The sequence below is a fragment of the Neobacillus solisequens genome, from assembly GCF_051233465.1.
Classification (GTDB): domain Bacteria; phylum Bacillota; class Bacilli; order Bacillales; family Cytobacillaceae; genus Neobacillus.
Genome location: NZ_JBKFGJ010000002.1, coordinates 489,455 through 516,454, shown reverse-complemented (window position 1 = coordinate 516,454; position 27,000 = coordinate 489,455). Strand labels below are relative to the sequence as shown.

Here is a 27,000-nt window from a genome sequence, read left to right as displayed (position 1 = left end):
GGCATGCGATCATATAATGAAAAAATCAGTATTTATAATGGAATGGCATCTACGATAGCGGTTTCCTTGCCGAATAACTATTATCCGATTTTTGCTATCTCCATTCTGGGGGCTTCCAATTATCAAGTTGGGTTAATCAGTTCATTACCGCCGTTGATTACCTTGTTGATGACGGTACCTGCAGCCATTCTGTTGAATCGCCTTGAACAGCAGAAAAAAACGGTAGCGATGAGCATTTTATGGGCAAGAATGATGTTTATTTTACTTATTGGGGTTGTATTCATTCCCCCTCATTTTCAAGCTTGGGCATTTTTATTGGTTATTGCGCTTATGAACGTACCAGGCACCATCTCGAACGTAGGCTGGCAAACGCTGATAAGCGGAATGATTTCCGAAGAACGAAGAGGTGCGTTTTTTAGCGATCGAAATCGCTTAATGACCGTTATCGGAATGATTACTACCTTAATCATTGGTATCGTGATGAAAAAAGAAACAGAAAATGCAGCAGCCTATCAGATTTTATTTTTAGCAGCTTTTCTTTTTGGAATGGTTGAGGTGTATTTCCTTTTTAAACATAAGGAAACTGTCCAGCCCAGACCAAAATCGGAGCAAAAAAATGCCACAATGGATTGGTCGATTTTTAAAATTCATGGCTATAAATGGTTTCTGATTGCGGCCCTTAGCTTCAATTTCACTTGGCAAATGGCCTGGGGGCTTTTTAATATCTATAACGTCAAATACGCTCATGCCACTATTTTATGGATAAGTATTTTTTCCGTGGCGAACCAGTTAGTGCAAATCTTCTCCTTTCCACTGTGGAAAAAATGGGCGGAACAAAAATCGAATACCCTAATGCTTGTTTGGGTGGCCCTTGGGATGGCGACGGCCCCATTTCTAAACGCTCTATCCACCAACCTGTATTATCTAACCTTTGTCAGCATGACATCAGGATTCTTCGTATCAGGTACCATGCTGCTATTGTTCAACCTTTTGCTCGAGCAATCACCAAAAGAAAAACGAACCTACTGTATCACCACCTACAACATCCTGCTGTCCTTCGTCGCCTTTGTCGCACCACAAATCGGCATCTGGCTTCTCGAAAAAAACGGCATTATAACAGCCTTAAACATCAGCACAATCTTGCGCTTCCTAAGCGCCATCGTATTCTTCATCATGTACATCAAATCGGTCAAAAACCGCAAAACCTCCTTAGCAAAAGGATAACGAGGCTAAAATTAGATGGGGACACAATGGTTGGTGACACAATGATGGTGACAGGCACCGTTCGTGGACAATTGTCCTCCTCCAGTGGACACTTAATTATTTCTTGAAGTGAATTCTATTTTTTTAAGTAGTGTGAACAGTTGGTTTATTTCGGATTCAGACAGGTTTCGTGTTAGTTTCTGATTGGATGTTTCGATTATTTTTTGGAGGGTTGGGTAGAATTCCATCCCTTTTTTTGTTGGGTAAAGCATATAGGCTCGGCGGTCGTTTTCGTCAATTTTTCTTACAATGTAACCTGCATCCTCAAGTTGCTTTACGGTCCGTGCTGTGGTAGCTTTGTCAAATTGGAGTTTGTCTGTTAGTTGATCCTGGTTGATGCCCGGCTCTCTAATGATTTCAATCAGAAAACTATGTTGACCACCACCGCCAATTTGATATGCTTTCAGTTCTCTCGTTAAGTATTTTTGATTCTGCCGGCTAATCTGTGATATTAATTTCCCTATTGGGGTTCCCTTCATTTTTTTACTCCTTTTTTATTGTTAACAAAAGTGTAACTTAAATTAGTTGCACACGCAACTAACGTAAGCTACACTATTTCTATTATAATAGTTGCAAACACAACTAATATCCTAGCTTAAAAAGGAGGCACTCTAGATGAAACCAGAAATTAATACATTTCAAGCTGATCCAATGATTCAGAAAAACCGCTGGACGATCTTGATCATTTTGAATTTATTCGTTTTCATGTCAACATTGGATGGCAGTATTGTAAATATTGCCCTTCCTGTTATATCTAAAAATCTGAATCTATCCATCTCGCAAACACAATGGATTGTCAGCAGCTATTTAATAGCAATTTGTACTCTTATTCTTTTCTTCGGCCGATTAGGTGACATTTTTGGAAAAATTAAAGTATTTAAATTCGGAACTGTTATCTTTCTAGTTGGCTCTTTGCTTTGTGGCATCAGTTCCTCCCTTACTGAATTGATCATTTTTCGTATCGTCCAAGCTGTCGGCGCTTCCATGACAATGGCGAATAGTCAAGGAATTATCACTGATATCTTCCCAATAAAAGAACGTGGAAAGGCGCTGGGATTGGTTGGTACGTTTGTATCACTAGGCAGTATTGCAGGACCAAGTGCAGGTGGAATTCTTGTTTCGGCTCTAGGTTGGGAGTCTATCTTCTGGGTTAACATTCCGATTGGAATTATAGCTATTTCAGTAGGTTGGCGTCTTCTGCCGAAGGACCTTGGTTTGCATAAAGGAAATTTAGATTGGAACGGCAGCCTATTATTTTCTATTTTTATTATTTCGCTGTTTTCCGGACTGCTCCTTGGCCAACAGGTAGGCTACCATGATTGGCGTATCCTTACATCACTTGTTGTTTCCATTATTACCTTTATGTTATTTTTATGGACGGAATCTCATAAAGATCAACCAATGCTACATTTGGCACTGTTTAAAAATCCAGCTTTTTCGTTAAGTATTTTATGCGGCTTTTTGGTGTTTGCCTCGACCTTTTGCTTTAATATCATAGCACCGTTTTATACACAAAATATCTTACATTTGACACCTTTGGGCTCGGGGTTTCTATTAATGCTATTTCCGATTACAATGGCCGTAACCGCCCCGTTTAGCGGAGCCCTGTCTGATAAAATAGGATCAGAGTTTTTAACTTTTATAGGCTTGATTGTTATGGTTCTTGCCCAATTTGGCTTGGCGACCCTTCATAACGGGAGTTCCGTACCATTATTTGGGGTGCTTGTAGCCATGTTGGGATTTGGCAATGGATTATTCCAGTCCCCTAACAATTCCCTCGTTATGTCAACTGTACCTCGGCAACATTTAGGTATTGCTGGCAGCATCAATTCTTTAATACGGAATTTTGGCATGGTCATTGGTATTTCCTTAGCAACTACCACACTCTTTGGGGTAATGAGCCTAAAAGCAGGGCACCGTGTTACGGGGTTGATCCCTGGTCATCCTGATATTTTTATTGAAGGAATGCATGTTGTTTTCATTCTTTCGGCAATAATTTGTTTAACTTCTGCTGTTCTTACAGGATATCGATTAATTAAAACTAGGCGGATTGTTCATTCAATCTCTCACGGAGAGGCATCCCTCAGTCAAAAAAGTAAACTATAAAAGCCAGGGTTCTGGCTTTTTCTATTTTTTTGAAAAAATGATAATTTGCTATTCTTTATCATATTTTTAAGAAGAAGTTGATTATACTTAAGTGGAGGCCGGTCCATGATTAAAATAAATAATGTTGTGGTGAAACCAAAGGAATTAGTAAAGGATCTTAAGAAGCCGGAGCAAATGCTCATCGTGAACCAAATGGATACCTATAGCGAAACGTATCATTATTTTTCCATTCAACAATTAGAATTTGAACTGCAATTCCGAATCAATACCATGCAAGCTGCAAGGGAACTTAATTCAAGCAAAGCTAAATTTACTACTTTTACCTACGCGATTGCAAATAAAAATTATTGGTATCGTTTGGGTAACGGGGGCTTTCTATTAAGGGAAGGAAATAGTCCGTCCAGGGCCATTCTTGATATATTAAAAAATGGTTCACTTTATGCGTTTGAATGTTCAACAGGGATTGCAATCGTATTATATATTGCCACCCTCTACTCAATTGGGAGTGCAAAATTCGATTATCTATTTAACCGCCTATACCTGATGGACTGGCAATTCGATGAAGACCTGCCCATTTATCAAAAATATGGGGATGATTTCCTTCCCGGTGACGTACTCCACTTCAACAATCCAGACTTTAGTCCAAGAGAGCCCCACTGGCGCGCCGAAAACGTCGTATACTTCGGTGACGATCAATACTACGGCCATGGTGTTGGGATTCGAAACGCCAGCACCATCATCGACTTCCTAAATAAAAAAAGAAGGCCGAATCCACAACTTTCAGCCTACCTCATGCGACTTATCTCAAGACCACACTACCACACATTATCTTCCTACTAGGTTTGTTTACTTAATTTGCATTCAATAAAATATATAAATTGACAAAAACCCCCAATTTATCCACCCTAGACGGACAATTTAGGGGTTATTGTCCACGAGCGGTGCCTGTCACCACTTTGTTACCATATAAAGTCCCTATTTTTAATGTCCCAATTTCTTATCACCATTTAAAAATTAACAAAAGCCTCTTCCGGATCAGTGTTTTTATTGAGGATTTTGGTTTGGTTGAGCCATTTGGCGACTTGTTTCCAGGTTTCAGGGTCTTGATAGCCAAATAGCTTTCCTTCTCCGGCTGGGTTCATGAGTGGCAGGAGGATTTCCAGGCTTTTGGTTTCGATTTGTTTGTCTAACGGGCTGGTTTTGTCTTCGTGTTTGAGTAAGACAGATAGTCCTTCTTTTGGGTGTTCTGTCACATATTTTTGGCCTTTCCTAATTGCTTTCATAAACTTTTTAAACATTTCTGGGTTCTTTTTCAGTTCCGTTTCACTTCCTACTAAAACTAACTCATAATAGTCAGGAACCCCGTAGTCTGCTGGATTCAAGGTTTTCATTGGATGTCCTTCCTTCTCCAACAGTAATTTCTCATGATTGATATAACCGCCGATCAAGGCGTCTGTTTTTTTCGTAGCCATGGCAGGAATCAAATCCCACCCAACATCCACCATTTTCACTTTGTTGGCGTCCCCTCCTGCAGACTTTACCATCGTTTGAATAATTGCTTCATCCAATGGAATGGAAGGATACCCAATTGTTTTACCAGCAAGATCCTTTGGTGTTTGAATCGGACCATTCTTTGGCACCATTAACTGGTTCAACGGATGCCGAACAAGCGCTGCAAATGACTGAACGGGTATTTCTTCCCCACGTGCCACCAATACTTCTGGTTGATAGCTGATTGCCATGTCAATCTTCCCGGCTGCTACCAAACGCAAAGGATCATTAGTATCCGCAGGCATTTGAATATTGACGTCCAACCCCTGTTCTTTAAAACACCCTTTTTCAACTGCACTATAAAGAAAAGAATGCACCGCGTTAGGATACCAATCCAACATCAAATTCACTTTTTGGAATTTCCCGCCCTCTCTTGTGGCAGGGGCAACTTTTTCCTTTCCGCATGCACTTACAAAAACAAATAAACAACTTATTAAAATGACAAACCATTTTTTCACCAAGAATCATCCTTTATCGAAATATATTTTTCACAAGCCTCTTCTCTACTAAACTAATTAACAAAAATAGCACGATGCCAAGTAGTGATAGCAGAAAGATAGCTGAAAAGACAGCATCCGCTTGCAGGTTTCCAGACATTCTTCTGCTAAAATACCCCAAACCTTCGCTTGCGCCTAGCCATTCCCCAATGGTTGCGCCTACAACACAATACACCACAGACATTTTCAATCCGGACATAATGGAGGGTAAGGACATTGGTACCTGTATTTTTCGAAAAATAGTCCATCGGCCAGCCCCCATAGTTAACAACAATTCCCTATAGTCATTTCCACCTGCTTTTAAACCGTCATAGGTACTAACCACAATAGGGAAAAAAGCCACTAAAATGGTTACCGCAATTTTGCTCCAAATGGAATAGCCGAACCACAAAATGAAAATAGGTGATATTGCAATCATTGGTATTGTTTGCGAGATAATTAGAAATGGGTACAAGATTTTTTCCATGATTCTCGAAAAATACATTCCCACCCCCAAAAGTAAACCGCATCCAAGAGAGAGGGCAAATCCAATTAAAACTTCTTTCAATGTTGCAATTAAATGGACCTCAAACAAAATCTCTCTATTAGCTATAAGTGACCTTATGACAGTTGATGGTGCAGGTAAAATAAACTCGGGAACCTGGCCGTTTTTAACCACTACTTCCCATAAACTAACTACCAGAATCAGGACTAATAAAAATAACCCATAATCCCCAAACCATTTTTTCCAATTAGCTTTCATGGTGAATTAGCAGCTCCAGTTCTTTTCTCATTGTCATAAACTCAGGTTGATAGATTACTTGGTCACATCTCGGTCTTGAGAGGTTCACTTTCCAGTCTTTTATTCCTGTTGTGGAGAGAATCAAAATTCGATCACTCAATAAAAGGGCTTCCTCCAGATCATGGGTAACGAGCAAGATCGTCTTTTGTAAATCGTCCCATAGACCCAATAACCAGCTTTGCATCTTTCTTTTTGTAAAAGAATCCAAAGCACCGAATGGCTCGTCGAGTAATAACAAGTCTTTTCCAGTCAATAAAGTCCGCAAAAATGCTGCCCGCTGTTTCATTCCACCTGAGAGTTCATGAGGATAAGCATGTTCATATCGGTCCAGTCCAAACCGGGCTAACCATAATCGAATCTCTTCTAGGTTCAACTTTTCCTTCTTAACCTCTAAGGGAAGTGAAACATTTTCAAGGACCGTCTTCCATGGTAATAGTAAATCCTGTTGAGGCATATACCCCACTTCGCCTAACAGTTTTGTTTTGTTGTCAGTTAACACTATTTCTCCGGAATCCGGTTTTATTAAACCAGCAATCAATTTAAAAAGTGTGCTTTTTCCCGACCCGCTCTTGCCAATGATCGATACAAATTCGCCCTCTTTTACCTCAAGAGAGACATCGCGAAAAATGGAATTACGTTCATCAATGGAATAGGACAAATTGGTGATGGAGAGAGTTGATGCTTCAAACAGGCCAATCACCACCATCATAAACCATATCCCAGAACATATATTCAAACCGGGCAGTTGTTAGGAAATGTTCCTCTAAAACCGCTAAGTCCCGTTCTGATTTTCCCTCAGCCAATGTATCAAGCATGTCGATAAGCCATGTTGTCAAAGCGTCAAATTCAATGGAGCTATACATCGTAATCCAATCTCCGTATAATAGATGATTGCTAGAACCTGGATATTTAACTGCTAGCATACTGCTAATTTCCCGATAGCTCCACATACAAGGTAATAATGCGGCGATGATCTCCTCTAATGACCCTGTTTGAGCCACATTCAACATATATCTGGTATAGGCTAAATTGATCGGAGTTGGCTTCGTTTCCTCAAGTTCTTTACAAGTGATCCCAAACTTGGATGCATAACTCCTATGTAGCTCCATTTCCGCGTTTAAGGTTTCATGCAGCAATTTTGCAAAAGCCTTCATCATATTCACATCTTTTGCCTTCACCGATCCCAAAGCAAATAATTTTGAATAGTCGATTAAAAACACGTAATCCTGCTTCATATAATGAACGAACACTTCAACCGGTAGTTCTCCTGTTCCTAATCCGGTAACAAAGGGATGCTGATGAGTTTTCTCCCATATTTCCCGTACTTTTTCATACAAGGTCTCGGAAAATTTCACCCTAGTCCCTCCCTATTTCGATTTTGTTTGATGGGATTGCATTCTTTTTCAAAAAAATGGAGAGGATGACTAATCCTAGCAACGCACCTGCAAATGAACTAAAGATAAATAAAGGAATAAACCCAAATAGGGTCGCTTTCTGTCCCAGGATCAGCGTGGCAATTGGGTAAGAAAGCATCGCTCCGAAAATTCCCGTTCCGATTACCTCACCAATAAAGGCGAAATAGATTTTTCTAGTTTTATAGAATAAAAGGGAAGCCAGCAGTGCTCCCACCATACTTCCTGGAAAGGCAAAGATCGACCCGGTCCCCATTAGATTTCTGATAAGTGAAACACAAAAGGCTTGGGCGACAGCGTAATAGGGTCCTAGTAAAACAGCTGACAAGACATTTAAAAAATGCTGGACTGGGAATACTTTTGTAAAACCAATCGGAATGGCTACAAGATTGCTAGAAATAGTCCCAATGGCAATCATCATGGCTGTAAGTGTGATCTTATAGGTTTTATTCATGGCGTTACAACTCCAAAAACTTTATTTTTCAAATCCATAGCAGCTTTATACGGTGATGAAGCTTGACTAATCCCAGAAATCACAGACACACCATCCGCACCAGCTTCCATTACGATATGTGCATTTTCTATTGTAATCCCGCCAATTCCAACAATTGGTGTCGTAAATCCCATCAAACGCAGCTCCTGGATTACAGTTGTACCACGTGCGGGTTTGGCATCTTCCTTGGTTGTAGTAGGAAAAATCGGACCCACTCCAAAATAATCTGCCCCATCTTTTAGTGCTGCTTCTGCCTCTTCCAACGAGTGCACAGAAACACCTAAAATTTTGTCGCCCATCTTTTCTCTTACTGTTCTTACATCCTCGTCGTCTTGCCCGATGTGAACACCATCTGCATTCAATGCTACTGCGAGATCGATATCATCATTGACAATAAACGGTACCTGATTCTGTTTACATATCTCCTGCAGTTGCTTTGCTAAGTTATATTTTTTCAACCCAGTTAGTGCTCCGTCCCCTTTTTCGCGGAATTGAAAAAGGGTAATCCCCCCTTGGATTGCTTCTTGGAGTACCTTTTGGGGGTCCTCTTGGCAGTTAGTGCTTCCCATTATGAAATAAACCTTTAGTGCATCGCCTAAATTTTTCATTGTGTGGTAAACTCCTTTCTTTTTCGATATGCCCAGTGATTGGTCGGACCATGGCCTTGACCAATTGAGATCCCGTTTTCGATTGCTGCTTGTATAAAATTTTTGGCGACGACTACCGCCTCATGAACGGTTTTCCCTTTTGCCAGCTCCGCTGTTATGGCCGCTGCGAATGTACATCCAGTACCATGTGTGTTTTTTGTTGGGATTCGTTTGCTCGTTAAGGTAATAAATTTTTCGCCATCAAATAATAGATCTGAAGATTCAGTTGAACCTTCATCGTGTCCACCTTTAATGACCACAAAGGTCACTCCCATATCAAATAAACGTTTTGCAGCTTCTTGTTTATCCTTTTGGGTAAGAATCTTCATATCTGTTAAAACCTCTGCCTCTGGGATGTTCGGAGTAATTACCTTTGCTAAGGGTATTAAATGTTTTTTCATTGCAAAAACGGCTTCATTTAGTAATAGAGACGCCCCCCCTTTAGCGATCATGACCGGGTCGATTACCAGATTCCCCCATTTATAGATTTTCAGATTTTCCGCTACAGTCTCTATAATTTCCGCATTGAACAGCATTCCGGTTTTTATGGCATCCGTCCCCATGTCATCACCAATGGCTTTTATTTGTTTTTCTACCGCCTCTGCCGACATGGGGTAAACACCATGAACACCCAACGTATTCTGCGCCGTAACCGCTGTAACAGCAGACATTCCAAACACCTGTAATTCCTGAAAAGTCTTGAGATCCGCTTGAATTCCTGCCCCGCCACCACTGTCGGAGCCCGCAATTGTTAGTGCTTTTTTCATCATTTCCGTCCCCTTTTACATTTTTCTAAAGGAAGCCAATTGATGTAGGTCTTCTTCTGAAATTAGTGACAGTTGATTTAAAAATTCGATCTGGAAACTACCTGGACCCCACTCCACTGTTTTATGTGCTGCTTTTTCAGCAGCAACGCCATAAAAGGTGAGGGCAGAGATAGTAGCTTTTATCAAATCATGTTCCACCCCTGCAAACGCCCCAATTACCGAGGTTAATAAGCAGCCGGTTCCTGTCACCTTTGTTAAAATCGGATGACCGTTTGAGATGAGATAAGTTGCGTTACAATCTGATACGACATCTTCTTTACCGGTAATCACGACGGTACAGGCTAATTTCTTAGCAGCTTTTTGGGCCAGCTCTACCACATTTCCTCCTGTATTTCCTGCATCTACCCCTTTAATTTCCCATTTTTCACCGACAACATTGGCGATTTCTGCAGCATTTCCTCTGATAATGCTCACTTTCACTTCACTTAGGATTTTGTGTGCTGTTTTTGTGCGATATGGAGTAGCACCAGCACCAACAGGATCAAAAATAACAGGAACCCCTTGTTCATTTGCCGCTTTTCCGGCGATCAACATGGCCTCAACTACAGGTTCAGATAATGTTCCAATATTTAATACGAGTGAATTGGCTATTTTGGCCATATCAGCGACTTCTTCAGGCGCATAAGCCATGACCGGTGATGCCCCCATTGCCAACAGACCGTTTGCTGTAAAATTTGTGACAACCACATTTGTGATATTATGTACCAGCGGATTCCTTTCTCTAACCTTCTGTAATGTTTCGACTAAGAATATTTTCTCCATGTCCATCTCTCCTTTTCTTTGTAAACATAAAAAAACCAGATCCATTATTGGACCTGGTTTGAGGTTAAACGAACGTGAAACAGCTTTGTTTCGCATTAGCTACTTTCCTACGCTGGTATTACCCAGATCAGGTCCAAAGGGTTAAAAACCTCGCAGTTTTCTCTCAGCCCGATACAGGGCACCCCTAGTAGATTGGTATTTATTAAACTTTTATTATCATAACCATATTCATCTATGTTGTAAAGAAATAAACTCAGGGAGCTACAAAAATATAGCAGTAATTAGCTTACATAACATTATTATAATCCATTAAGTAGAATGCTTGATTTTAACTTAAAAAGCCTCTCCACCAACCGACAAATCCCATCCAGAAATGTCTAATCCTGCGCTTTCCCGAGCAATAAATTACTGCATAGAAATTCATCCCCTAACCAAAAAATCAACCAAATAACAAAAAAAGAAAACAAACCATACCCCTAATCATGATTTGTTCTCCTACTATTGGTAATCCCTTACATTTTGTCCTCCCCATATGGACAAATCACTCTATTTTGTACTTTTGTGGTGCCTGTCACCAATTTCCAATATATTCCTCAAGTGTTCAAGAACGGAAGCTTGGGTGTCGGGTCTTTGGAGGGCGATGTCGATTGTTGCTTTGATGTAGCCGATTTTGTCGCCGATATCGTATCTGTTTCCTTCAAATTTGTAGGCGAGGATGCCTTGGGTTTGGTTGAGTTGGTTGATGGCTTCGGTTAGTTGGAGTTCGTTGTCTTGTCCGATTGGGAAGTGTTCGAGGATTTGGAAGATTTCCGGGCGTAGGATGTAGCGACCCATGATAGCTAGGTTGGAAGGGGCGACATCTGGGTTTGGTTTTTCGACGAATTCGTCAACATAGCATAGTGATTCGTTTAACATTTGCCCTTTTGGTTTGATGATGCCATATTTATTTACATCTTGATCCGGAACGTCTTGGATGGCGACAACTGAACTGTTGTAGTATTCAAAAATATCCACTAGCTGTTTTAAGCAAGGTGTTTTTGATTGAACGATGTCATCTCCCAGCATTACGGCAAACGGCTCGTCTCCTATTAAATTTTTTGCACAAAGGATCGCATGCCCTAGTCCTAAAGGTTCTTTTTGTCGGACATAATAGATTTTAACGAGTTCAGTTATTTTTTGAACCTCCGCTAATGCCTCGAATTTATTCTTTCTTAACAACGTATCTTCCAGCTCAAATGATTTATCAAAATGATCCTCTATCGACCGCTTTCCCCTTCCGGTAATCATGATGATTTCCTCAATTCCCGAAGCAACGGCTTCTTCAACAATATATTGAATGGTTGGCTTATCGACTATTGGCAGCATTTCTTTGGGCTGGGCTTTCGTTGCAGGTAAAAAGCGGGTCCCGAGGCCGGCAGCTGGAATAATGGCCTTTCGGATTTTCATGTTTAGCCTCCTTCCGTATTTCAACTTTTTTGTTTATATGCAATCGTACAACTATGGCCAAAGAGAGTAACCCTACTATACGTGTGTCTAAAAAAACTCCCTCCCCAATCAAGTTCGGGAGCCATTCATGTTTGATTGGATCGGCCGATAGACTTTTTTAATAAATCCATTCATCAGCTTTGGAAGAATTTTATAACGTCTAGTTAATAAAGTGGTAACGATTTCTTTTCTTTCTGTTTTTGAAACATTCCAATCATCAGGGATAAGTGATACAATTTCCTCGATTAATAAAATGGGAATCGATTGTATCACCTCCATTTCTTTAAAAAATTGCCCCTCATCCGTGATAAATTGCGCCATTAATTGGTGTGTCGCACTTTTCAAAATCCCTACGGGGAGCAACTCGGAATCTGGATGCTGCCAGTTATAAGAGGCAAATATCTCCGCATGATCAATCGCCCAAAGTTGATACGAATTAGGAGTGTCTTCCCGCAAAAGAATGTTCTTACGGGTCCGATCTCGATTACATAGCCAGTAATCAAATAAAATAATCCCTGCAAGTGTTTGTGGATTTACAATCGATGAAACGGTGGAAACTTGATGCCCGTCATAACATCCCGGGATATAAACAGAGGCAAATTGATGCTGAGTAAGATGCATTTCTGCCAGTTCAGGAATGCTAACTGAAAATTCTTCCGGAATTTCAACAATGGTAGCAAAGGGAATCGGTAATCCTAAGAACCTTCCCAAGCAATAAGCGACCCATTCATTTGGCAGTGAACGGTCAAATCCTGGCTGAAAGTATTTCACCACATAATCTTTACCATCACTAAATGTAATCAGGTGAGCGTTTGATTTCCCTTCTAGTTTTTTCACATAAGAAATAGGCTGAATCATTCATTACTCACCTCACCGTCAATATGGGCATGTTCATTCACAATACTTTTTAGCAATTTAACATATTGATCGGCCACAAGCTGAATCTTAAAGGTTTCCTCTACATGCTTCCTCGCTGTCACAGACATTCGTCCATGTAAATGGGGGTCGTCAAGAATTTGATAAATCTGTTTCACTGCATCTTCCACATTTTGCCCCCGAAATAGTAAACCTGTCTCGCCATTTATCACGATTTCATTGATCGGCATCATATTCGAAGCAACCACTGGCACTCCGCAAGCCATTGATTCGATAAATGTATTACCAAACGATTCTGACTTGGTTGTAGCGAGTGTACAGCCGCCTGATTCACGGATTTTTGCATACATATGCGGCATTTGCTGATAGTGGATCACTGGGAACCATTTCAGTATATCCGTCAGTCCTTCATCCTTCCAAGCTGCGGCAAACTCCTCACGCTGAACACTTTGAGCGCCACCTATTAACCAAATCTCAATATCCGATCGTTCACTTTTAATTTGTTTGGCAATCTCAAGTAACATAGGCCAATTTTTCCGCTTATCAGTACGGCCAATCCAACCAATTATTTTTTTACCCACTGGAAGAATTGGTTCATGTTCATAATGGATTTCTTCCGGGGCAAGAGCTGTAAAAAATTGATTGTCTACACCATTGTAAATGACTTGAATGGGGACCTCATCCGTTAAAATCGAGACAAGGCGCTTTTGATATTGGGAGGGGACGATGATGACCTGAGGTTGAATTCTTTTAAACGTTTTTAAATGAGGCATTAATTTTATCAATTCAGGGGTCCGGGCTTCAATTAGAACGGGGCCTTTGTATTTAGCCTTTCTAATCCATTTATAAGCTGCTCCGGTATCCACAACAATGATGGCATCATATGAATTCTTTTTAATCATTTTTATAATCTCTTGTTCATCCTTAGTTATATAGACCTTTGCCACATCCTCCATAATATGGAGTCCCCCATGGTCCGTCGTGTATAAAAACTCCGTTTCAATCCCGTTTTTTTTAAAATAAATAGCCCGATTGCGCCAACCGGCATTCACTCCCCCAACTGTTAGCAAACGCCAGATGACCAGCACTTTCATCTTTGGATCACCTCTCTTTAGAAGGGCATCTTCCTCTTTACTATTCCATTATGTTACTCTATCTTTTTCTCCGTTCGCCGTGAAAATCTCTTCGATCATGCCTTTTGTCTCGTTCTTCTCGATGACCTCTACGGTGAGTCCTTTCATGTCCTTCTCCATGATTTTTCTTTTCGACCATCTTCTTGCTTTCAGATCGGTTATCAGATTTGTACTCTCCTTTTTTATCTTGTCCCTTTTCTTTACGAGAACTTTTTTCACCAGAGTATTTTCTTTTGCTATATCGATCCCAATCGTCACTTTCATCTTTTCGGTTCATATAAACGCCTAATTCCGCCTCCCGCTTATCCCAATATTCCTCGATTTTCTCAAGTACCTTGTCAGGATCACTGCCGCGGGCTAACATGGTTTTGATCCATTCTTCCTTAAAAACCTTATACATCAAACCAGAAAGCTGTTTTACATGTTCTTGTTCATTATCCTTTACTTGCAAAATTTCGCTTACCTTGCTGACTTTATCCTTATCCGGTGGTTGTTGAATGAGCACTTGATAAATGTCTCGTGAAAGCTCCTCCATCCGAATATAATGCTGCCATTCTTCGTATAAAGGTCGAGCAAACCATTGCACATGCTGTAAAAATAGTTCCTTGTATTCTTCTCCTAAAGAATTTAATAATTTGCGAGGATACGGGTATACCCGATCACGCCAAATCGTCCTGGCAACATCAATAACTTTTAAACTCCCATCAGACTGCAAATAGATTTGCCGTTTATGGTGGTCGATCCGTTCATAACCAATTTCTTTGAACGTCGTTAACATTTCAATTAATCTCAATGAAAGCTCCCAAGTGAGCGGCTGTGATTGCAGGTATTCCCGCAAATCCACTCCACGGATGATTTCCATAGCGATATAGAGTTTTCCTTTGGCATATACTTTTGGTAAAAGATTTGTATGCTGGCCGAGAGATAAGGCATAATGCTCTCTCTCACAATCTTCTTGATTACCAAATACCTTCACACAAATATCATCAGAAAATTGGAAAACGGCCCCTTGACGCCCCTTTCCAATCATCTGCATCGGTGAAAGATTTTCCACTTCCACATCAGCATTTACCATATTGGTAACCTTGATCCCTTTTACCCAATTTTCCAACTGCTTTATATCCATTTTTCTCCTCCCTTCCAAATCACATCTTTTTCATTAAGGTAATTCATTAGAAAAAAGGAAGTAGATCCTTTCCGTCCATACCATGCATGACAATACCTTATCTCTTATAGTAAATTCAAAAGCTTATCAAATGGTACAGGCTCCTATCATAGATAAATCCCAAAATATAAATCCCTGTTCCCCAAAAAAATAGTGCAATGGTGACAGGCACCGATTGCACTATTTTTACTTTTATGATAGTTTCTATTTTCCCCTTTGCATAACCCCTGTCAAATAGGTGAGAAATACAAGGGTTCCCAGTTTAACCGTTGGTTGGACTGCGGTGTCTTTTAATGGATCGAGGCAAACAATGTCCATGGAATTTACTTTTGGGTGACGAGCAGCAGTCAAGACTCCTTCAAGAAGCTCAGCCGTTGTCATCCCGCCAGGTGTAGACGCCGGAACTCCTGGTGCGTAAGCAATATCCAGGACATCCATGTCAATGGTCATGTAAATGGTATCGACCTTTTCAGCCAGTTTTTCCAAGCAATCTAAAACGGTCGAGGCGATTCCTTTTTTCCGAGCCTTGGCCAAAGTGATATAATTGACACCTTTCTTATCAGCGTAATCCTTCAAATCCTTTGTATTGAAGAATCCATGCAGACCGATATTGTACATATTGGAACCTTCGACTATACTACTTTCGATTAAATTCCTCATCGGAGTTCCATTTGAAGGACCATTGTCAGTAAGATCGCGCAGATCAAAATGGGTGTCCAACTGAATAATGCCGATTTTTTCGGAAGGTCGGGCCCGTTGCAGCCCCTTCACCATCATTGCTGTTATGGAATGATCACCACCAATCGCACAGATTTTGGAATGATCAAAAATCTGGTGTAAGGCTGTAGAAGCATCCATGATATTTTCATGACATCGACGAATATCGGTAACATGCAGCGGCACATCTCCGGCATCCAACACTGTCATTTGGGATAAATCACAGTCCTCATCGAGATTATAGGTGGTGAATCCTTTCCATGCGCGGCGGAAGGCATCCGGAAATTCAGATGCACCGGATGGACTGATCGATGAACGAGACAGCTGTACCCCGACGATTACCGCATCGGCATTTTTACTTCTTTCTGGATCTGACTCATTTGATAGCGGCCGAATCCATTCATGAACTTTTGATACAACTGCTCCTTCCTCAGGAAGAACCCAGGTGAAACTTGGTGGATTCACTTTAGGAAAAAGAAAGCTCTTCAACTAGCTGACCTCCTTTGACCACCACCTGACCATTTTTCACAACAGTATCCGTATGATTAACCCCATATGAGTATTGAAGTTTCATATAATTCCCTACATTAAAAATGGTTACATCACCTTTTTTACCGACTTCCAAGCTGCCGATTTCACCAGCTCGATTAATCGCATGTGCCGCATTGAGGGTAGCTGCAGTTATAACTTCCGCCGGTGTCATCCCCATTTTCAAACAACCTAGATTCATAATGAATGGCAATGAAACAGTTGGTGAAGAGCCTGGATTACAATCTGTCGACAGAGCAACCGGAACTCCTAAATCAATCATTTTTCGGCCATTTGCTGATTCCGCCATTAAAAAATAAGCTGTTCCTGGCAGAAGAACGCCAACAACTCCAACCTCAGCCATTGCTTTCATCCCTTCTTCAGAAGCTCGTAGAAGGTGATCTGCAGAAATGGCTCCAACCTCCGCCGCGAGTTCCGCACCTTCATAAGGCTCAATCTCATCAGCATGAATTTTTGGAGTCAACCCGTACTGCTTGCCGGCCTCAAGAATTTTTTTGGACTGCTCAGGCGTAAACACACCATGCTCGCAAAATACATCATTAAACTCGGCTAAGCCAAGCTCCGCAACTTTTGGGATCATTTCTTCCATTACTATCCGAACAAATTCGTCTGGATTTTCCTTATATTCTTTTGGTACGGCATGTGCTCCCATGAACGTTGAAACAACATCAACGGCATGTTTTTCATGTAACGCTTTTGCCACTTCCAGCTGCTTCCGTTCGGTTTCCCAATCCATCCCATAGCCACTTTTTGCTTCCACGGTTGTAACACCGTGCTTCAAAAATTGATTTAAGCGTTGGTAGCTTTCCTGAAAAAGTTGTTCACTTGTGGCCGCCTTTGTTGCTCTAGTTGTGGCATGAATCCCGCCACCCGCATTCATGATTTCCATATAGGTCGCACCCTGCAGGCGCATATTAAACTCATTTTCCCTGCTTCCAGCAAACACCAGATGGGTATGGGGATCGACTAATCCCGGTGTGACCACTTTTCCGCTCGCATCCACGACCTCTGCCTCATTTAGCCTGCCTTCATATCTTTCCAGTAATTCTGAATCCGTACCCACTGCCTGAATCAAACCATTTTCAATCCAAATACTGCCATCTTCAATGATCCCAAGCTCCGACATCCCGTCCTTTACCCGGGGAGCATCTGAACTCCCCTGTAAAGTGACAAGCTGTGATGCATGTCTAATAAAAATTGTTTTTTCCATTTAGATCCTCCTAATCCTGTTGCTGCTAGCAAACTTTCAACATTCTATTCCTGTTCGAGCATTGGCATTTTAATTCCCTTTTCTTTAGCTGTCTTAATAGCCAGGTCATAACCCGCATCAGCATGTCGAACTACGCCCATACCCGGATCAGTCGTTAATACCCGCTGCAAGCGCACTTCCGCTTCCTTCGTACCATCAGCAACAATGACCATGCCAGCATGTTGAGAATAACCCATACCTACTCCACCGCCATGGTGAACCGAAACCCAGCTGGCACCACCCACCGCATTAATCAGTGCATTTAAGATCGGCCAGTCAGATACAGCATCACTGCCATCCTTCATTCCTTCTGTTTCACGATTAGGGGAAGCAACTGAACCCGCGTCTAAATGGTCACGACCGATTACAATTGGTGCCGAAACTTCTCCAGAAGCCACAAGATCATTGATTATTTTTCCTAGACGAGCACGATCCCCGTACCCTAGCCAGCAAATCCGTGCTGGCAAGCCTTGGAAGGCAATTTTTTCCTGAGCCATCTTAATCCATTTGCATAAATGTTCATCCTCTTTAAATTCACGGAGGATGGCCTCGTCGATTTTTAAAATATCAGCTGGATCGCCAGAAAGAGCTGCCCAGCGGAACGGCCCTTTTCCTTCACAGAATAATGGACGGATGTACGCTGGTACGAATCCTGGGAAATCGAACGCATTTTCGACACCTTCATCCTTGGCGACCTGGCGGATATTGTTGCCGTAATCAAAGGTGATGGCTCCCTTTTCCTGCATAGTCAACATGGCTTTTACATGGATGGCCATACTTTGTTTAGCAAGCTTCACATATTCAGCAGAATCTTCCTTACGCAATACTGCTGCCTGTTCCAGAGTGTAACCAACAGGTATATACCCGTTCAATGGGTCGTGAGCTGAGGTTTGATCAGTCAACACATCAGGCGTGAAACCTTTTTCAATCATCAATGGTAAAATTTCTGCAGCATTGCCCAATAAACCGATTGATAGGGCTTTTCCGGCCGTCTTCGCTTCATATGCCCATTTCAATGCCTCATCTAAATCATGCGTTTTGACGTCCAAATATCGCGTTTCAATACGGCGGTCGATTCTCCATTCATCCACCTCTACCGCAATACATACACCATCATTCATGGTTACGGACAACGGTTGTGCACCACCCATTCCGCCTAATCCTGCTGTTAGCGTAATACTATGTTTCAGAGAACCGCTGAATTCCTGTCGTGCCAGCTCGGCAAAGGTCTCATAGGTGCCTTGAACGATCCCTTGGCTACCAATATAAATCCAACTTCCCGCTGTCATTTGTCCGTACATGATCAACCCTTTTTGATCTAGTTCGTGGAAGTGTTCCCAATTGGCCCAGGCCGGAACAAGGTTTGAGTTTGCCAATAATACTCTTGGTGCGTCTTTATGCGATTTAAAGACGGCAACTGGTTTTCCTGACTGAATTAACAACGTTTCATCGCTTTCCAGCTCAAGCAGTGTTTTCACGATTGCATCGTAAGAATCCCAGTTTCTTGCTGCTTTTCCAATTCCGCCATATACGACCAAGTCTTCAGGTCTTTCGGCAACCTCAGGATCTAGATTGTTCATTAACATTCTGAGCGCAGCCTCTTGAATCCACCCTTTTGCATGTAATTCTGTACCTTTAAAATTCTTGATCACTCTTGATTTAGCTGTATTTTCCACCATTTCCTTCACTCCCTTATTACTATTCATTATCTTTATTTTAAAATGGAAATCTTCTGAAAAATACCAATGAATGTTTTGATATATCGTAAATTTATTAGGTAAAAGAGAATTTTATTTAGGAAGGTTGTCTGAAAAGTAGTAATATTTTTAGATTAAGTGCACATTTTTTATATAAAAGGCTATGTTAAAGAATCCTGTTGATTTTAAACACTGTTGATAGGAGCGGAAGGCACGAAAGACTCCTCGAAAATGCTAACGCATTTCCTTCGTGCGTGGGAGAATGCTAGGAAGAAAATCAATGTCCTGTGGGAGTACGGTTCTGGAGAGACCCCGCAGGCGCAAGTGCCGAGGAGGCTCGCCGAAACGCCCACGGAAAGCGAAGTGCCTGGAACGGAGATCAACATACTAGTTTAACAGAGCCATATAAAAAGAAACTCAACCATTCTGCTGAGTTTCTTTTTGCATCCTATAAATTCTTGGTGAAACACCCACTTTATCTTTAAAAATTCTGCTAAAATAATTGGAGTTTTGGTAACCAACCAATGCTGATATTTCTTTCACGGCCTTATTGGTTTCTATTAACAGTCGTTTTGCTTGCTTCAATCTGATTCCTGTTAAAACATCTGTAAAACTAGTACCCGTTCTTGATGTAAACAAGTGGCTGAAATAGGAGGGATTTCGGTCAACAAATGCTGCAACATCCTCTAGCTTGATATGAATGTTTGAATAATTTTCCTCCAAAAATAAAATGGCCCGCTCTATCGGATCCTGCATGAGTGTTCCGCCCATAGATTCTGTCGCTGAAAATAATTTTTGAATAAATAAGATGAGATTTTGAACGGTTCGGTAAAGAACAGTATCATACAAGATTGAATGAAAAATGGTCCTGTATTCCTTTTCGGTCTCTTGGTTTTCATCCAAATGATGGGTTTTCATAAACCTTCTAATTTGAGCCAGAATACTTGTCAGTCTAATTCTTACAAGACCCGGGTCAGGATATGGATCTTGTAATTGTAAAAATTCATTGTAAAGCCATTGTTTGATTTTTTCTATATGAAAGCTTGAAAGCAAGTCTACCCAATATCGCTGCTCAGTAGGCGATAGAAAAGGGTCTATATGGGCCCACTCTTGAGAATATCTAAATTCAACAACTTGCCGATAACCCTTAAAATAGGTAAACTCTAGCATTTTCTGCGTTTGCAAAAATTTTTGATTAACTGAAAGATTTGATGTAGGGTCTTTATGGACAACTACAGCTAGTGGTTCGGAATACTGCCCTTCCCACCTTCTCATTGCTTTTTGGCATTGATCTAATAATTCTTGACCTCGATCAGTGAATAAAATAATCACCATGTCATTTAATGGATAAATACCCTGCAGGTCTTTGAAGGGATATTCTTCTAAAAAACTATGCAGCACTGGGATGGTTTCGATCATCTCAGTCTTGAATGCCGCCATTTGAGCATTTCTTACGCCGGAAGCATGTGGGATAAATAAAGATTCATAGGATTCCTCTTTAAATGTTCGGGAAATTTGAGTTCGTTCAGAAAGTTGGTTTGCTTCCAACTTTTGTGTTGCCATGTTAAAAGCAGATTTTACTTTTGTCGTGGACAACGGCTTAATCATTAAATCAAGGGCTTGCAAATCAAGGGCTATTCTCGCTTTTTCAAAGGTGGCCTCGGCACTAGTAAACAGAAGAATCGGACGATAGATTTGCATTAGTTCCGAGAATGTCGACCAGTCCCCTTGATGAATCATATCAAGCTCCAATAACACGACTTGTGGGGCTTCCTTTTCAAACAAGAAAACGAATTCTTGAAAATTGGCAGCTAGGTAAATTTCCATGACAGGGATGGTGGATGTTTTTAATAGCCATTTCAAACCTTCCCGTTCATTTAGATCGCGATCAGCAATCAGCCATTTGCCTTCCATTTCATCTGCCTCCATTATTTTCAAATAGACATTTATTTTATTATACCTGAAAATGTTTTCAAATGGATTTTTGAAAGATTTGGTTATGCCTTATTTCAAAAAAATAATTTAAATATTTAAACAAAATGATTAACATACTTTCCATGATATAATCCGTGTATACCCTGAAAAGACATTTGTATCTAGGAGGTAGACACATGGGGAATGAGACGCAATTAAAGAAAAACATTGGCTTTTCAGTTGCCACTACTCTAGTAATCGGAACGGTTATTGGATCGGGTATTTTCATGAAGCCCGGGATAGTGATCGCTTCAACCGGCAGCTCTACTGCTGCGCTTTGGGCGTGGATTATCGGCGGTATCATCACTCTTGCCAGTGGATTAACCATCGCTGAAGTTAGTGTCAAAATTCCAAAAACAGGCGGACTTTACGCTTATATAGAGGATGTCTACGGAAAGTTTTGGGGATTCCTTTGCGGCTGGGTTCAAACATTAATCTATGGACCCGCTATAATGGGTACACTAGGTTTGTATTTTGGATCATTAGTAGCCGGATTATTTGGTTATTCCCAGCATAGCTATACTATTATTGGAATTATAACAATTTTATTCTTAGGATTTATGAATCTATTAGGAACTCAATATGGTGGATTGATCCAAAATATCTCAACCATAGGAAAACTTATTCCGATCGTATTGATTGCCGTATTTGGTATATTCAAAGGCGATGTGCAGATTCTCAATATGGGCAGCGGTGTCCATCACTCCATCAGTATGGGTGCTGCCGTGTTGGCTACGTTATTTGCTTATGACGGCTGGATGAACGTCGGATTTATGGCCGGCGAAATGAAAAATCCTGGCAAAACACTGCCAAAAGCAATTATAACTGGTATTGCAGTCGTCATTGCTGCTTATATATTGGTAAACATCGCCATGCTGCATGTGTTGCCAGCAAGCAAGATTGTGGAACTAGGTCCGAATGCGGCCAGCACAGCTGCATCGATTTTATTTGGAAACGTTGGCGGAAACCTGATTACAATCGGAATTCTCGTGTCAATCTTCGGTTGTTTAAACGGTAAAATTTTAACCTTTCCGCGGATTCCATTTGCTATGGCTGTAGACGGCTTCTTACCTGGATCAAAATCACTGTCATATGTGCATCCTAAATACAAAACGCCGGTTGGGGCAACCATCTCACAAATGGCCATTGCCATTATCATGATGCTTGTCTCCAACCCTGACAAACTATCAGACATTGCCATGTTCTCCGTCTTCATCTTTTACGGATTAGCCTTCTTCGCAGTATTTATACTTCGAAAAAGAGAAAAAGAAGAAACAAACCTATACAAAGTGCCACTTTACCCAATCACACCACTGATTGCAACTCTAGGAGCACTTTACATCGTAGGCAGCACCCTAATCAACTCACCAACCGATGCCCTTCTTTCAATCGGCATCACCATAATAGGAATACCAATCTACCTAAAACTAAACAGCAAAAAACAACAACCAACCGGCCAAAAAGCCAGTTAAACCGTTAATGACCCAGGGTGTCCACCACAGGAGGACATTTGTCCACAGATGGTGCCTGTCACCCAAATAGTCACCAAAAAACGTTTCTGCAAGTTTGCGCAGAAACGTTTTTTGGTTGACTCCTATTCAAATATGGTATGACACGTGTAGCCTTTATAAATCGACCCTGTTAACGCACACCTATTATACAGGGACTTTGACGGAGTTGTAGCGCATGGCGAATTCCATGATGGCAGGAATGTCGAGTTTGGATTGTTCAGCGGTGATGCCGACGACTTTTTTGACGATTTGTCTTTCTAGGAAGTTCATTTTGGAGACGAGGAATTCACCGCCAAATAGGCCCATTGCTATAGAATTTTTTCTTAAATCATGTGGAAATGCGTGATTAAATTGTTCCATAGCTACTTCGCCGTCATTCATGCAACACAGGAATAACCCCAGTTCTTTTTCTATTAGTTCATCATGATGTTTTTTAATGAAGTTCTTAATCTTTAATTGAATTTCTCCTGCATGAATCGATCCGCCGATAATAACCCCTTCAAAATCTTGCAAATCGAAAAACACTTTATCCCGTTTTAAATCAACGGCAAGCACTTCTCCTTCCAAGTGCTCACAAAGAACATTTACAGCCTTTTCTGTAGTACCATGGGATGAGCAATAAACAAGCAACGTCTTCATAAAAATGCCCCTCCAAATTCTTAATGGTTTTTCGGAAAAAACAGCTATAACAAACATATTTGGAAATATACTACATTTAGTATAATCCTTAAAAACGGCTGAATCTCATAGTACAATTGGCAAAATTATGACAACTATCATTAGGGATGGTACGATATACTAAAACAAAGACAGGATGAATGAACGTAAAAGAGGTGGAAAAGTGAAGACAGCAGATTTTCCATTATTACTTGCAGGGCCGATTGTTCGCAGGTGCGAGGAAGGACGTGTCTGTTTGTGGGTAGCAACAAGCCGAATGGTTGAGATCACAACTGATTTTTATCAAATTACTTATACTGATGAGAAGGAAGCGTTCAACTACATACTTCTTGAGACTGGCCTTAAAGTAAAATCTATTCAATTAGGAAAAAGACTGTTTATTTACCTGCTTAGCCTCTATCCAAAGGAACCGACTTTTCCCTTCGAAGAGTTAATTGGTTATAACTTGCATTTTTATGATGGTGAACATCAACATTCCCTTGAGAGCTTAAATTTACTATCGCCTAATCATCCTTACTCCATTGTTTATGGTTCGCTCAAATATCCTACCTTCTTTATAAAAAATCAAAAGGAGTCTACCATTTTTTACGGCTCCTGTCGCAAGTTGCATGGTGAAGAGGATGATGCCTTATCGCTAGCTGATGCTATCATGGCTGAATCTTATAACAAACCTGAGAAACGCCCCGATTCTCTCTTTTTAATGGGAGACCAAATTTACGCAGACGACGTGGCTCATCCGATCTTCCGGACGATTACAACGTTTAGCAAGGAATTAATTGGAGAACTAGAACCCTTAGAAGAGATTGACAGTACCCTAAAGCTTCCCCTATTCCAAGAACGGCTCCAGCAATTAAATGGGCGGCAATACATCACGGAAAATTTCTGTCAATTTACTTCCAATCATGCTGAAAACCATTTAATGGAGCTCGGCGAGTTTGCGGCCATGTACTTATTAGCCTGGAGCCCTGCTTTATGGGAGACTGCCCAAGCACTCCACTTATTCCATTCGTTTGAAGAAGCAGAACAGGAGAAGATCATCCATTTTACTTTTCCTCCTGACAACAATTCAGATAAGGAGCACAGGGCAGAAAGAAATAGACTGTACCAAAAATATATGGAACAACAGGAGGCACTGGTTTCCTTCCAAGAAACTCTCTTCAAAGTAAGACGTTTGTTGGCCAATATTCCGACCTATATGATATTTGACGATCATGACATAACAGATGATTGGAATCTTTCCGAGTCTTGGAAAAACAACGTCTATACCAACAGCCCCTTGGGGAGACATGTCATTGCCAATGGGTTAACAGCCTATTGGGCCTTCCAGGGCTGGGGCAATGATCCAGATTCGTTTGATCACTCATTTATCAAAACAATTAAATCCTATCTGAAATCACCCAAAATATTTTCCGAATCATATCAATCTTGGATAGAAACTCTATTGAATTTCAATTCATGGGATTATGTCGCGCCAACTTATCCAAAAGCGGTCTTTCTTGACACTAGAACCCAGAGGGAGGATGATCCTACCCCAACTCCTGTAAAAATGGGCAAAGTGATGGAAGAAACAGCAAGTACTCCCCTGCTGTTAAGCGAACGCGGCTGGAGAAACATTACCAATAAAGTTCGAGACAGCGGCTGGCAAAGCAACACTCCACTGATCATCGTTTCAGCAACACCCGTTTATGGAATGGGACTGATTGAATCATTTTTACATAAAGGTGTTTATCCATTACGGGTATTGGGAGTTGAAGTCCAGACTACCTTTGATTTCGAAGCATGGAAATATAACGGGCAAGGCTTCACCACTTTTTTAGAACAAACAGCAAACTGGATTCCATCAACGCTCATTATTCTATCCGGAGATGTCCATTATGCAACAGCTGTCCATTCAATCGTAACCTTTAATGATGGTAGGAAACTTCCCATTTATCAATTCACCAGCAGTCCATTGAAAAATATGAGTTTTTCTGGATTGTGGGGTTTATTTTTGAAACTGGTCATTACCTGGAACACCTCGGAACGTAAAAACAAAATCATAAAGCGGATATGTACCAAAAACTACAACATTGTTAGAATCAAAGGTGATCCAGATCAACCCTTTATCTGGACTGATGAATTATCTTACCAGTTGCTGAACGGAAAGACCATCATTGAAACCAATAACAATCTTGGTTTACTCTCCTTATCGAGGACAAGGATCAACAGCACTCTTCTCAAATGATCATTGTTTTAAAAACATTATAAATATTCTGTAACAGACCTAATGCCAGTTATAGTACAATTAAGTTACCTGCTACTCAATTCGGAGGTTTTTCGATGAAACGACTTACTGAGCACTTAATTATTATTTCGTTCGATTGCCTTTCTGCGCTGGATTTTCCTATCATCAGGGAACTACCACACTTTCAAACTATTTTAAAAACAGGTGCTTATATTGAAAAGGTGGATTCGATTTATCCATCTGTCACCTATCCTTGTCATGCCACCCTCGTGACCGGGAACTATCCAAACCGTCATGGCGTCATCAATAATACGCTACTACAGCCCGGACGAACATCCCCCGATTGGAATTGGTTCAGAGAATCCATCAAAGGGACCACCCTCTATGATGAGGTGAAAAAAGCAAACATGACAACCGCCGCCCTGTTGTGGCCGATCACCGGGAAAGCGGAGATTGACTATAATATGCCTGAGATCTTCGCAAACCGCCCATGGCAAAATCAAATCCTTGTCTCGCTTATGAGTGGCACTCCCCGCTATCAATGGGAGTTAAATAAAAAATTCGGACATATCCGCAAAGGCCTTAGTCAGCCAGAACTGGACGACTTTGTCTTGGAATCAACAGTGGACACTATTATGACGAAGAAACCTAACCTTTTAATGGTTCATTTTACCGATTTAGACTCTAAACGCCATGATCACGGTTTTTCATCAGAGGAAGCCATCGCCGCTATTTACCGGCACAACGAGCGGCTTGGCAGGATTCTAGAAGCCCTTAAAGAAAGCGGAATCTATGAAAACTCCACTGTTGTTCTATTGGGAGACCATAGTGCTTTGGATGAAAATAAAGCTGTCAGTCCTAATGTTTTATTTAAACAACACCAGCTCATCCAGGTCAATCCTAAAGGCAAATTAATAGATTGGAAGGCCTACTGCAAAACCTGTGATGGATCGGCATATATTTATCTTAAAAACCGCCATGACCAAGAGACTTATTCCATCCTGAAAACCTTGTTAGAAAAATGGATTCAAGAACCTGATTCGGGAATTGAATCGTTTTTAACAGGAGAACAAGCCTCTGCAAAAGGGGCTGATGGCGCATGTGCTTTTATGTTGGAAGCACAGCGGGGTTATTATTTTTTAGAAGACTATGAGGGGGAATATATCAAAGAGATCACCAAAGAAGTGGCCCATATTGATAAAAAGTACACCCTGGCCACCCATGGTTATTCACCAGACAAGGAGGAGTATGGAACCATTTTCATGGCGGCCGGCAAAGGAATTCAACACATTACTCTGCCGCATGCAAGGTTAGTTGATGAAGGTCCCACCCTTGCAAGGCTCCTGGGTGTTAGCTTAGGTGACACTGATGGAAAAGTGATCGAGGAAATTTTACAACTATAA

The 27,000-nt window shown here is 41.0% G+C and carries 24 protein-coding genes and 1 riboswitch; of the genes, 6 read left to right on the top strand and 18 right to left on the bottom strand.

Annotated elements, in window-relative coordinates:
* Positions 1-3: 3 nt before the first annotated feature.
* Positions 4-1,224, top strand: a complete 1,221-nt coding sequence (locus tag ACI3K6_RS03015; RefSeq protein WP_435553640.1) for an MFS transporter — start codon at positions 4-6, stop codon at positions 1,222-1,224.
* Positions 1,225-1,316: 92 nt separating this feature from the next.
* Here ACI3K6_RS03015 and ACI3K6_RS03010 read toward each other — a convergent pair whose 3' ends face one another.
* Complete coding sequence (locus ACI3K6_RS03010) at positions 1,317-1,742, bottom strand: MarR family winged helix-turn-helix transcriptional regulator (protein WP_435553639.1); 426 nt, start codon at positions 1,740-1,742, stop codon at positions 1,317-1,319.
* A gap of 136 nt (positions 1,743-1,878) precedes the next feature.
* Between ACI3K6_RS03010 and ACI3K6_RS03005 the strand changes: the two genes are divergently transcribed.
* Together ACI3K6_RS03005 and ACI3K6_RS03000 are read left to right on the top strand one after the other, a co-directional pair.
* On the top strand, positions 1,879-3,369 hold the full coding sequence (locus ACI3K6_RS03005; protein WP_435553638.1) for an MFS transporter: 1,491 nt from the start codon (positions 1,879-1,881) through the stop codon (positions 3,367-3,369).
* Between the two features lie 105 nt (positions 3,370-3,474).
* The gene (locus ACI3K6_RS03000) at positions 3,475-4,209 is read left to right on the top strand and encodes a protein-glutamine gamma-glutamyltransferase (RefSeq protein WP_435553637.1); all 735 of its coding nucleotides are present in this window, start codon (positions 3,475-3,477) and stop codon (positions 4,207-4,209) included.
* A 167-nt stretch (positions 4,210-4,376) separates the two neighbouring features.
* Here ACI3K6_RS03000 and ACI3K6_RS02995 read toward each other — a convergent pair whose 3' ends face one another.
* From ACI3K6_RS02995 to ACI3K6_RS02920, 16 genes are all read right to left on the bottom strand, one after another.
* Positions 4,377-5,381 (bottom strand): ABC transporter substrate-binding protein, encoded by a 1,005-nt coding sequence (locus ACI3K6_RS02995; RefSeq protein WP_435553636.1) that lies wholly within the window; start codon positions 5,379-5,381, stop codon positions 4,377-4,379.
* 10 nt (positions 5,382-5,391) lie between these two features.
* Positions 5,392-6,159, bottom strand: coding sequence for an ABC transporter permease (locus tag ACI3K6_RS02990; RefSeq protein WP_335474969.1), 768 nt, complete (start codon positions 6,157-6,159; stop codon positions 5,392-5,394).
* Positions 6,149-6,907, bottom strand: coding sequence for an ABC transporter ATP-binding protein (locus ACI3K6_RS02985; protein WP_435553635.1), 759 nt, complete (start codon positions 6,905-6,907; stop codon positions 6,149-6,151). The genes ACI3K6_RS02990 and ACI3K6_RS02985 overlap by 11 nt, the downstream gene beginning before the upstream one ends.
* Positions 6,882-7,553 (bottom strand): thiaminase II, encoded by a 672-nt coding sequence (gene tenA / locus ACI3K6_RS02980; protein WP_435553634.1) that lies wholly within the window; start codon positions 7,551-7,553, stop codon positions 6,882-6,884. The genes ACI3K6_RS02985 and tenA overlap by 26 nt, the downstream gene beginning before the upstream one ends.
* A 1-nt stretch (position 7,554) precedes the next feature.
* Positions 7,555-8,064 (bottom strand): energy coupling factor transporter S component ThiW, encoded by a 510-nt coding sequence (gene thiW, locus ACI3K6_RS02975; RefSeq protein ID WP_435553633.1) that lies wholly within the window; start codon positions 8,062-8,064, stop codon positions 7,555-7,557.
* The gene (thiE, locus tag ACI3K6_RS02970; protein WP_435553632.1) at positions 8,061-8,711 is read right to left on the bottom strand and encodes a thiamine phosphate synthase; all 651 of its coding nucleotides are present in this window, start codon (positions 8,709-8,711) and stop codon (positions 8,061-8,063) included. The genes thiW and thiE overlap by 4 nt, the downstream gene beginning before the upstream one ends.
* A complete protein-coding gene (gene thiD, locus ACI3K6_RS02965; RefSeq protein ID WP_435553631.1) occupies positions 8,708-9,520 on the bottom strand; it encodes a bifunctional hydroxymethylpyrimidine kinase/phosphomethylpyrimidine kinase in 813 nt (270 codons plus the stop codon). Before thiD ends, thiE begins: the two co-directional genes overlap by 4 nt.
* A 12-nt stretch (positions 9,521-9,532) precedes the next feature.
* Positions 9,533-10,345, bottom strand: coding sequence for a hydroxyethylthiazole kinase (thiM, locus tag ACI3K6_RS02960; RefSeq protein ID WP_435553861.1), 813 nt, complete (start codon positions 10,343-10,345; stop codon positions 9,533-9,535).
* Between the two features lie 81 nt (positions 10,346-10,426).
* Positions 10,427-10,535: riboswitch (TPP riboswitch) on the bottom strand.
* A gap of 350 nt (positions 10,536-10,885) precedes the next feature.
* Complete coding sequence (galU, locus tag ACI3K6_RS02955) at positions 10,886-11,785, bottom strand: UTP--glucose-1-phosphate uridylyltransferase GalU (protein WP_435553630.1); 900 nt, start codon at positions 11,783-11,785, stop codon at positions 10,886-10,888.
* A 108-nt stretch (positions 11,786-11,893) separates the two neighbouring features.
* Positions 11,894-12,682: a HipA family kinase gene (locus ACI3K6_RS02950; protein WP_435553629.1), complete on the bottom strand. Its 789-nt coding sequence runs from the start codon at positions 12,680-12,682 to the stop codon at positions 11,894-11,896.
* Positions 12,679-13,794 (bottom strand): glycosyltransferase family 4 protein, encoded by a 1,116-nt coding sequence (locus ACI3K6_RS02945; protein ID WP_435553628.1) that lies wholly within the window; start codon positions 13,792-13,794, stop codon positions 12,679-12,681. The genes ACI3K6_RS02950 and ACI3K6_RS02945 overlap by 4 nt, the downstream gene beginning before the upstream one ends.
* Before the next feature lie 58 nt (positions 13,795-13,852).
* A complete protein-coding gene (locus tag ACI3K6_RS02940; protein ID WP_435553627.1) occupies positions 13,853-14,959 on the bottom strand; it encodes a serine/threonine-protein kinase in 1,107 nt (368 codons plus the stop codon).
* 243 nt (positions 14,960-15,202) lie between these two features.
* On the bottom strand, positions 15,203-16,204 hold the full coding sequence (locus ACI3K6_RS02935) for an agmatinase family protein (RefSeq protein ID WP_435553626.1): 1,002 nt from the start codon (positions 16,202-16,204) through the stop codon (positions 15,203-15,205).
* Positions 16,182-17,474 (bottom strand): imidazolonepropionase, encoded by a 1,293-nt coding sequence (gene hutI / locus ACI3K6_RS02930; RefSeq protein WP_435553625.1) that lies wholly within the window; start codon positions 17,472-17,474, stop codon positions 16,182-16,184. The genes ACI3K6_RS02935 and hutI overlap by 23 nt, the downstream gene beginning before the upstream one ends.
* Before the next feature lie 44 nt (positions 17,475-17,518).
* Positions 17,519-19,192, bottom strand: a complete 1,674-nt coding sequence (gene hutU, locus ACI3K6_RS02925) for a urocanate hydratase (RefSeq protein WP_435553624.1) — start codon at positions 19,190-19,192, stop codon at positions 17,519-17,521.
* Between the two features lie 435 nt (positions 19,193-19,627).
* Positions 19,628-21,124: a helix-turn-helix domain-containing protein gene (locus tag ACI3K6_RS02920; protein ID WP_435553623.1), complete on the bottom strand. Its 1,497-nt coding sequence runs from the start codon at positions 21,122-21,124 to the stop codon at positions 19,628-19,630.
* 197 nt (positions 21,125-21,321) lie between these two features.
* Here ACI3K6_RS02920 and ACI3K6_RS02915 point away from each other — a divergent pair, with 197 nt between their 5' ends.
* Positions 21,322-22,656: an APC family permease gene (locus tag ACI3K6_RS02915; protein WP_435553622.1), complete on the top strand. Its 1,335-nt coding sequence runs from the start codon at positions 21,322-21,324 to the stop codon at positions 22,654-22,656.
* 183 nt (positions 22,657-22,839) lie between these two features.
* On the opposite strand, the gene ACI3K6_RS02910 is transcribed toward ACI3K6_RS02915, so the two are convergent.
* Positions 22,840-23,334, bottom strand: coding sequence for a flavodoxin domain-containing protein (locus ACI3K6_RS02910; protein ID WP_435553621.1), 495 nt, complete (start codon positions 23,332-23,334; stop codon positions 22,840-22,842).
* A 202-nt stretch (positions 23,335-23,536) separates the two neighbouring features.
* On the opposite strand from ACI3K6_RS02910, the gene ACI3K6_RS02905 reads away from it, so the two are divergent.
* Complete coding sequence (locus ACI3K6_RS02905; RefSeq protein ID WP_435553620.1) at positions 23,537-25,597, top strand: metallophosphoesterase family protein; 2,061 nt, start codon at positions 23,537-23,539, stop codon at positions 25,595-25,597.
* Positions 25,598-25,692: 95 nt separating this feature from the next.
* Entirely contained in the window at positions 25,693-27,000 is a 1,308-nt protein-coding gene (locus tag ACI3K6_RS02900; protein ID WP_435553619.1) for an alkaline phosphatase family protein, read from the top strand.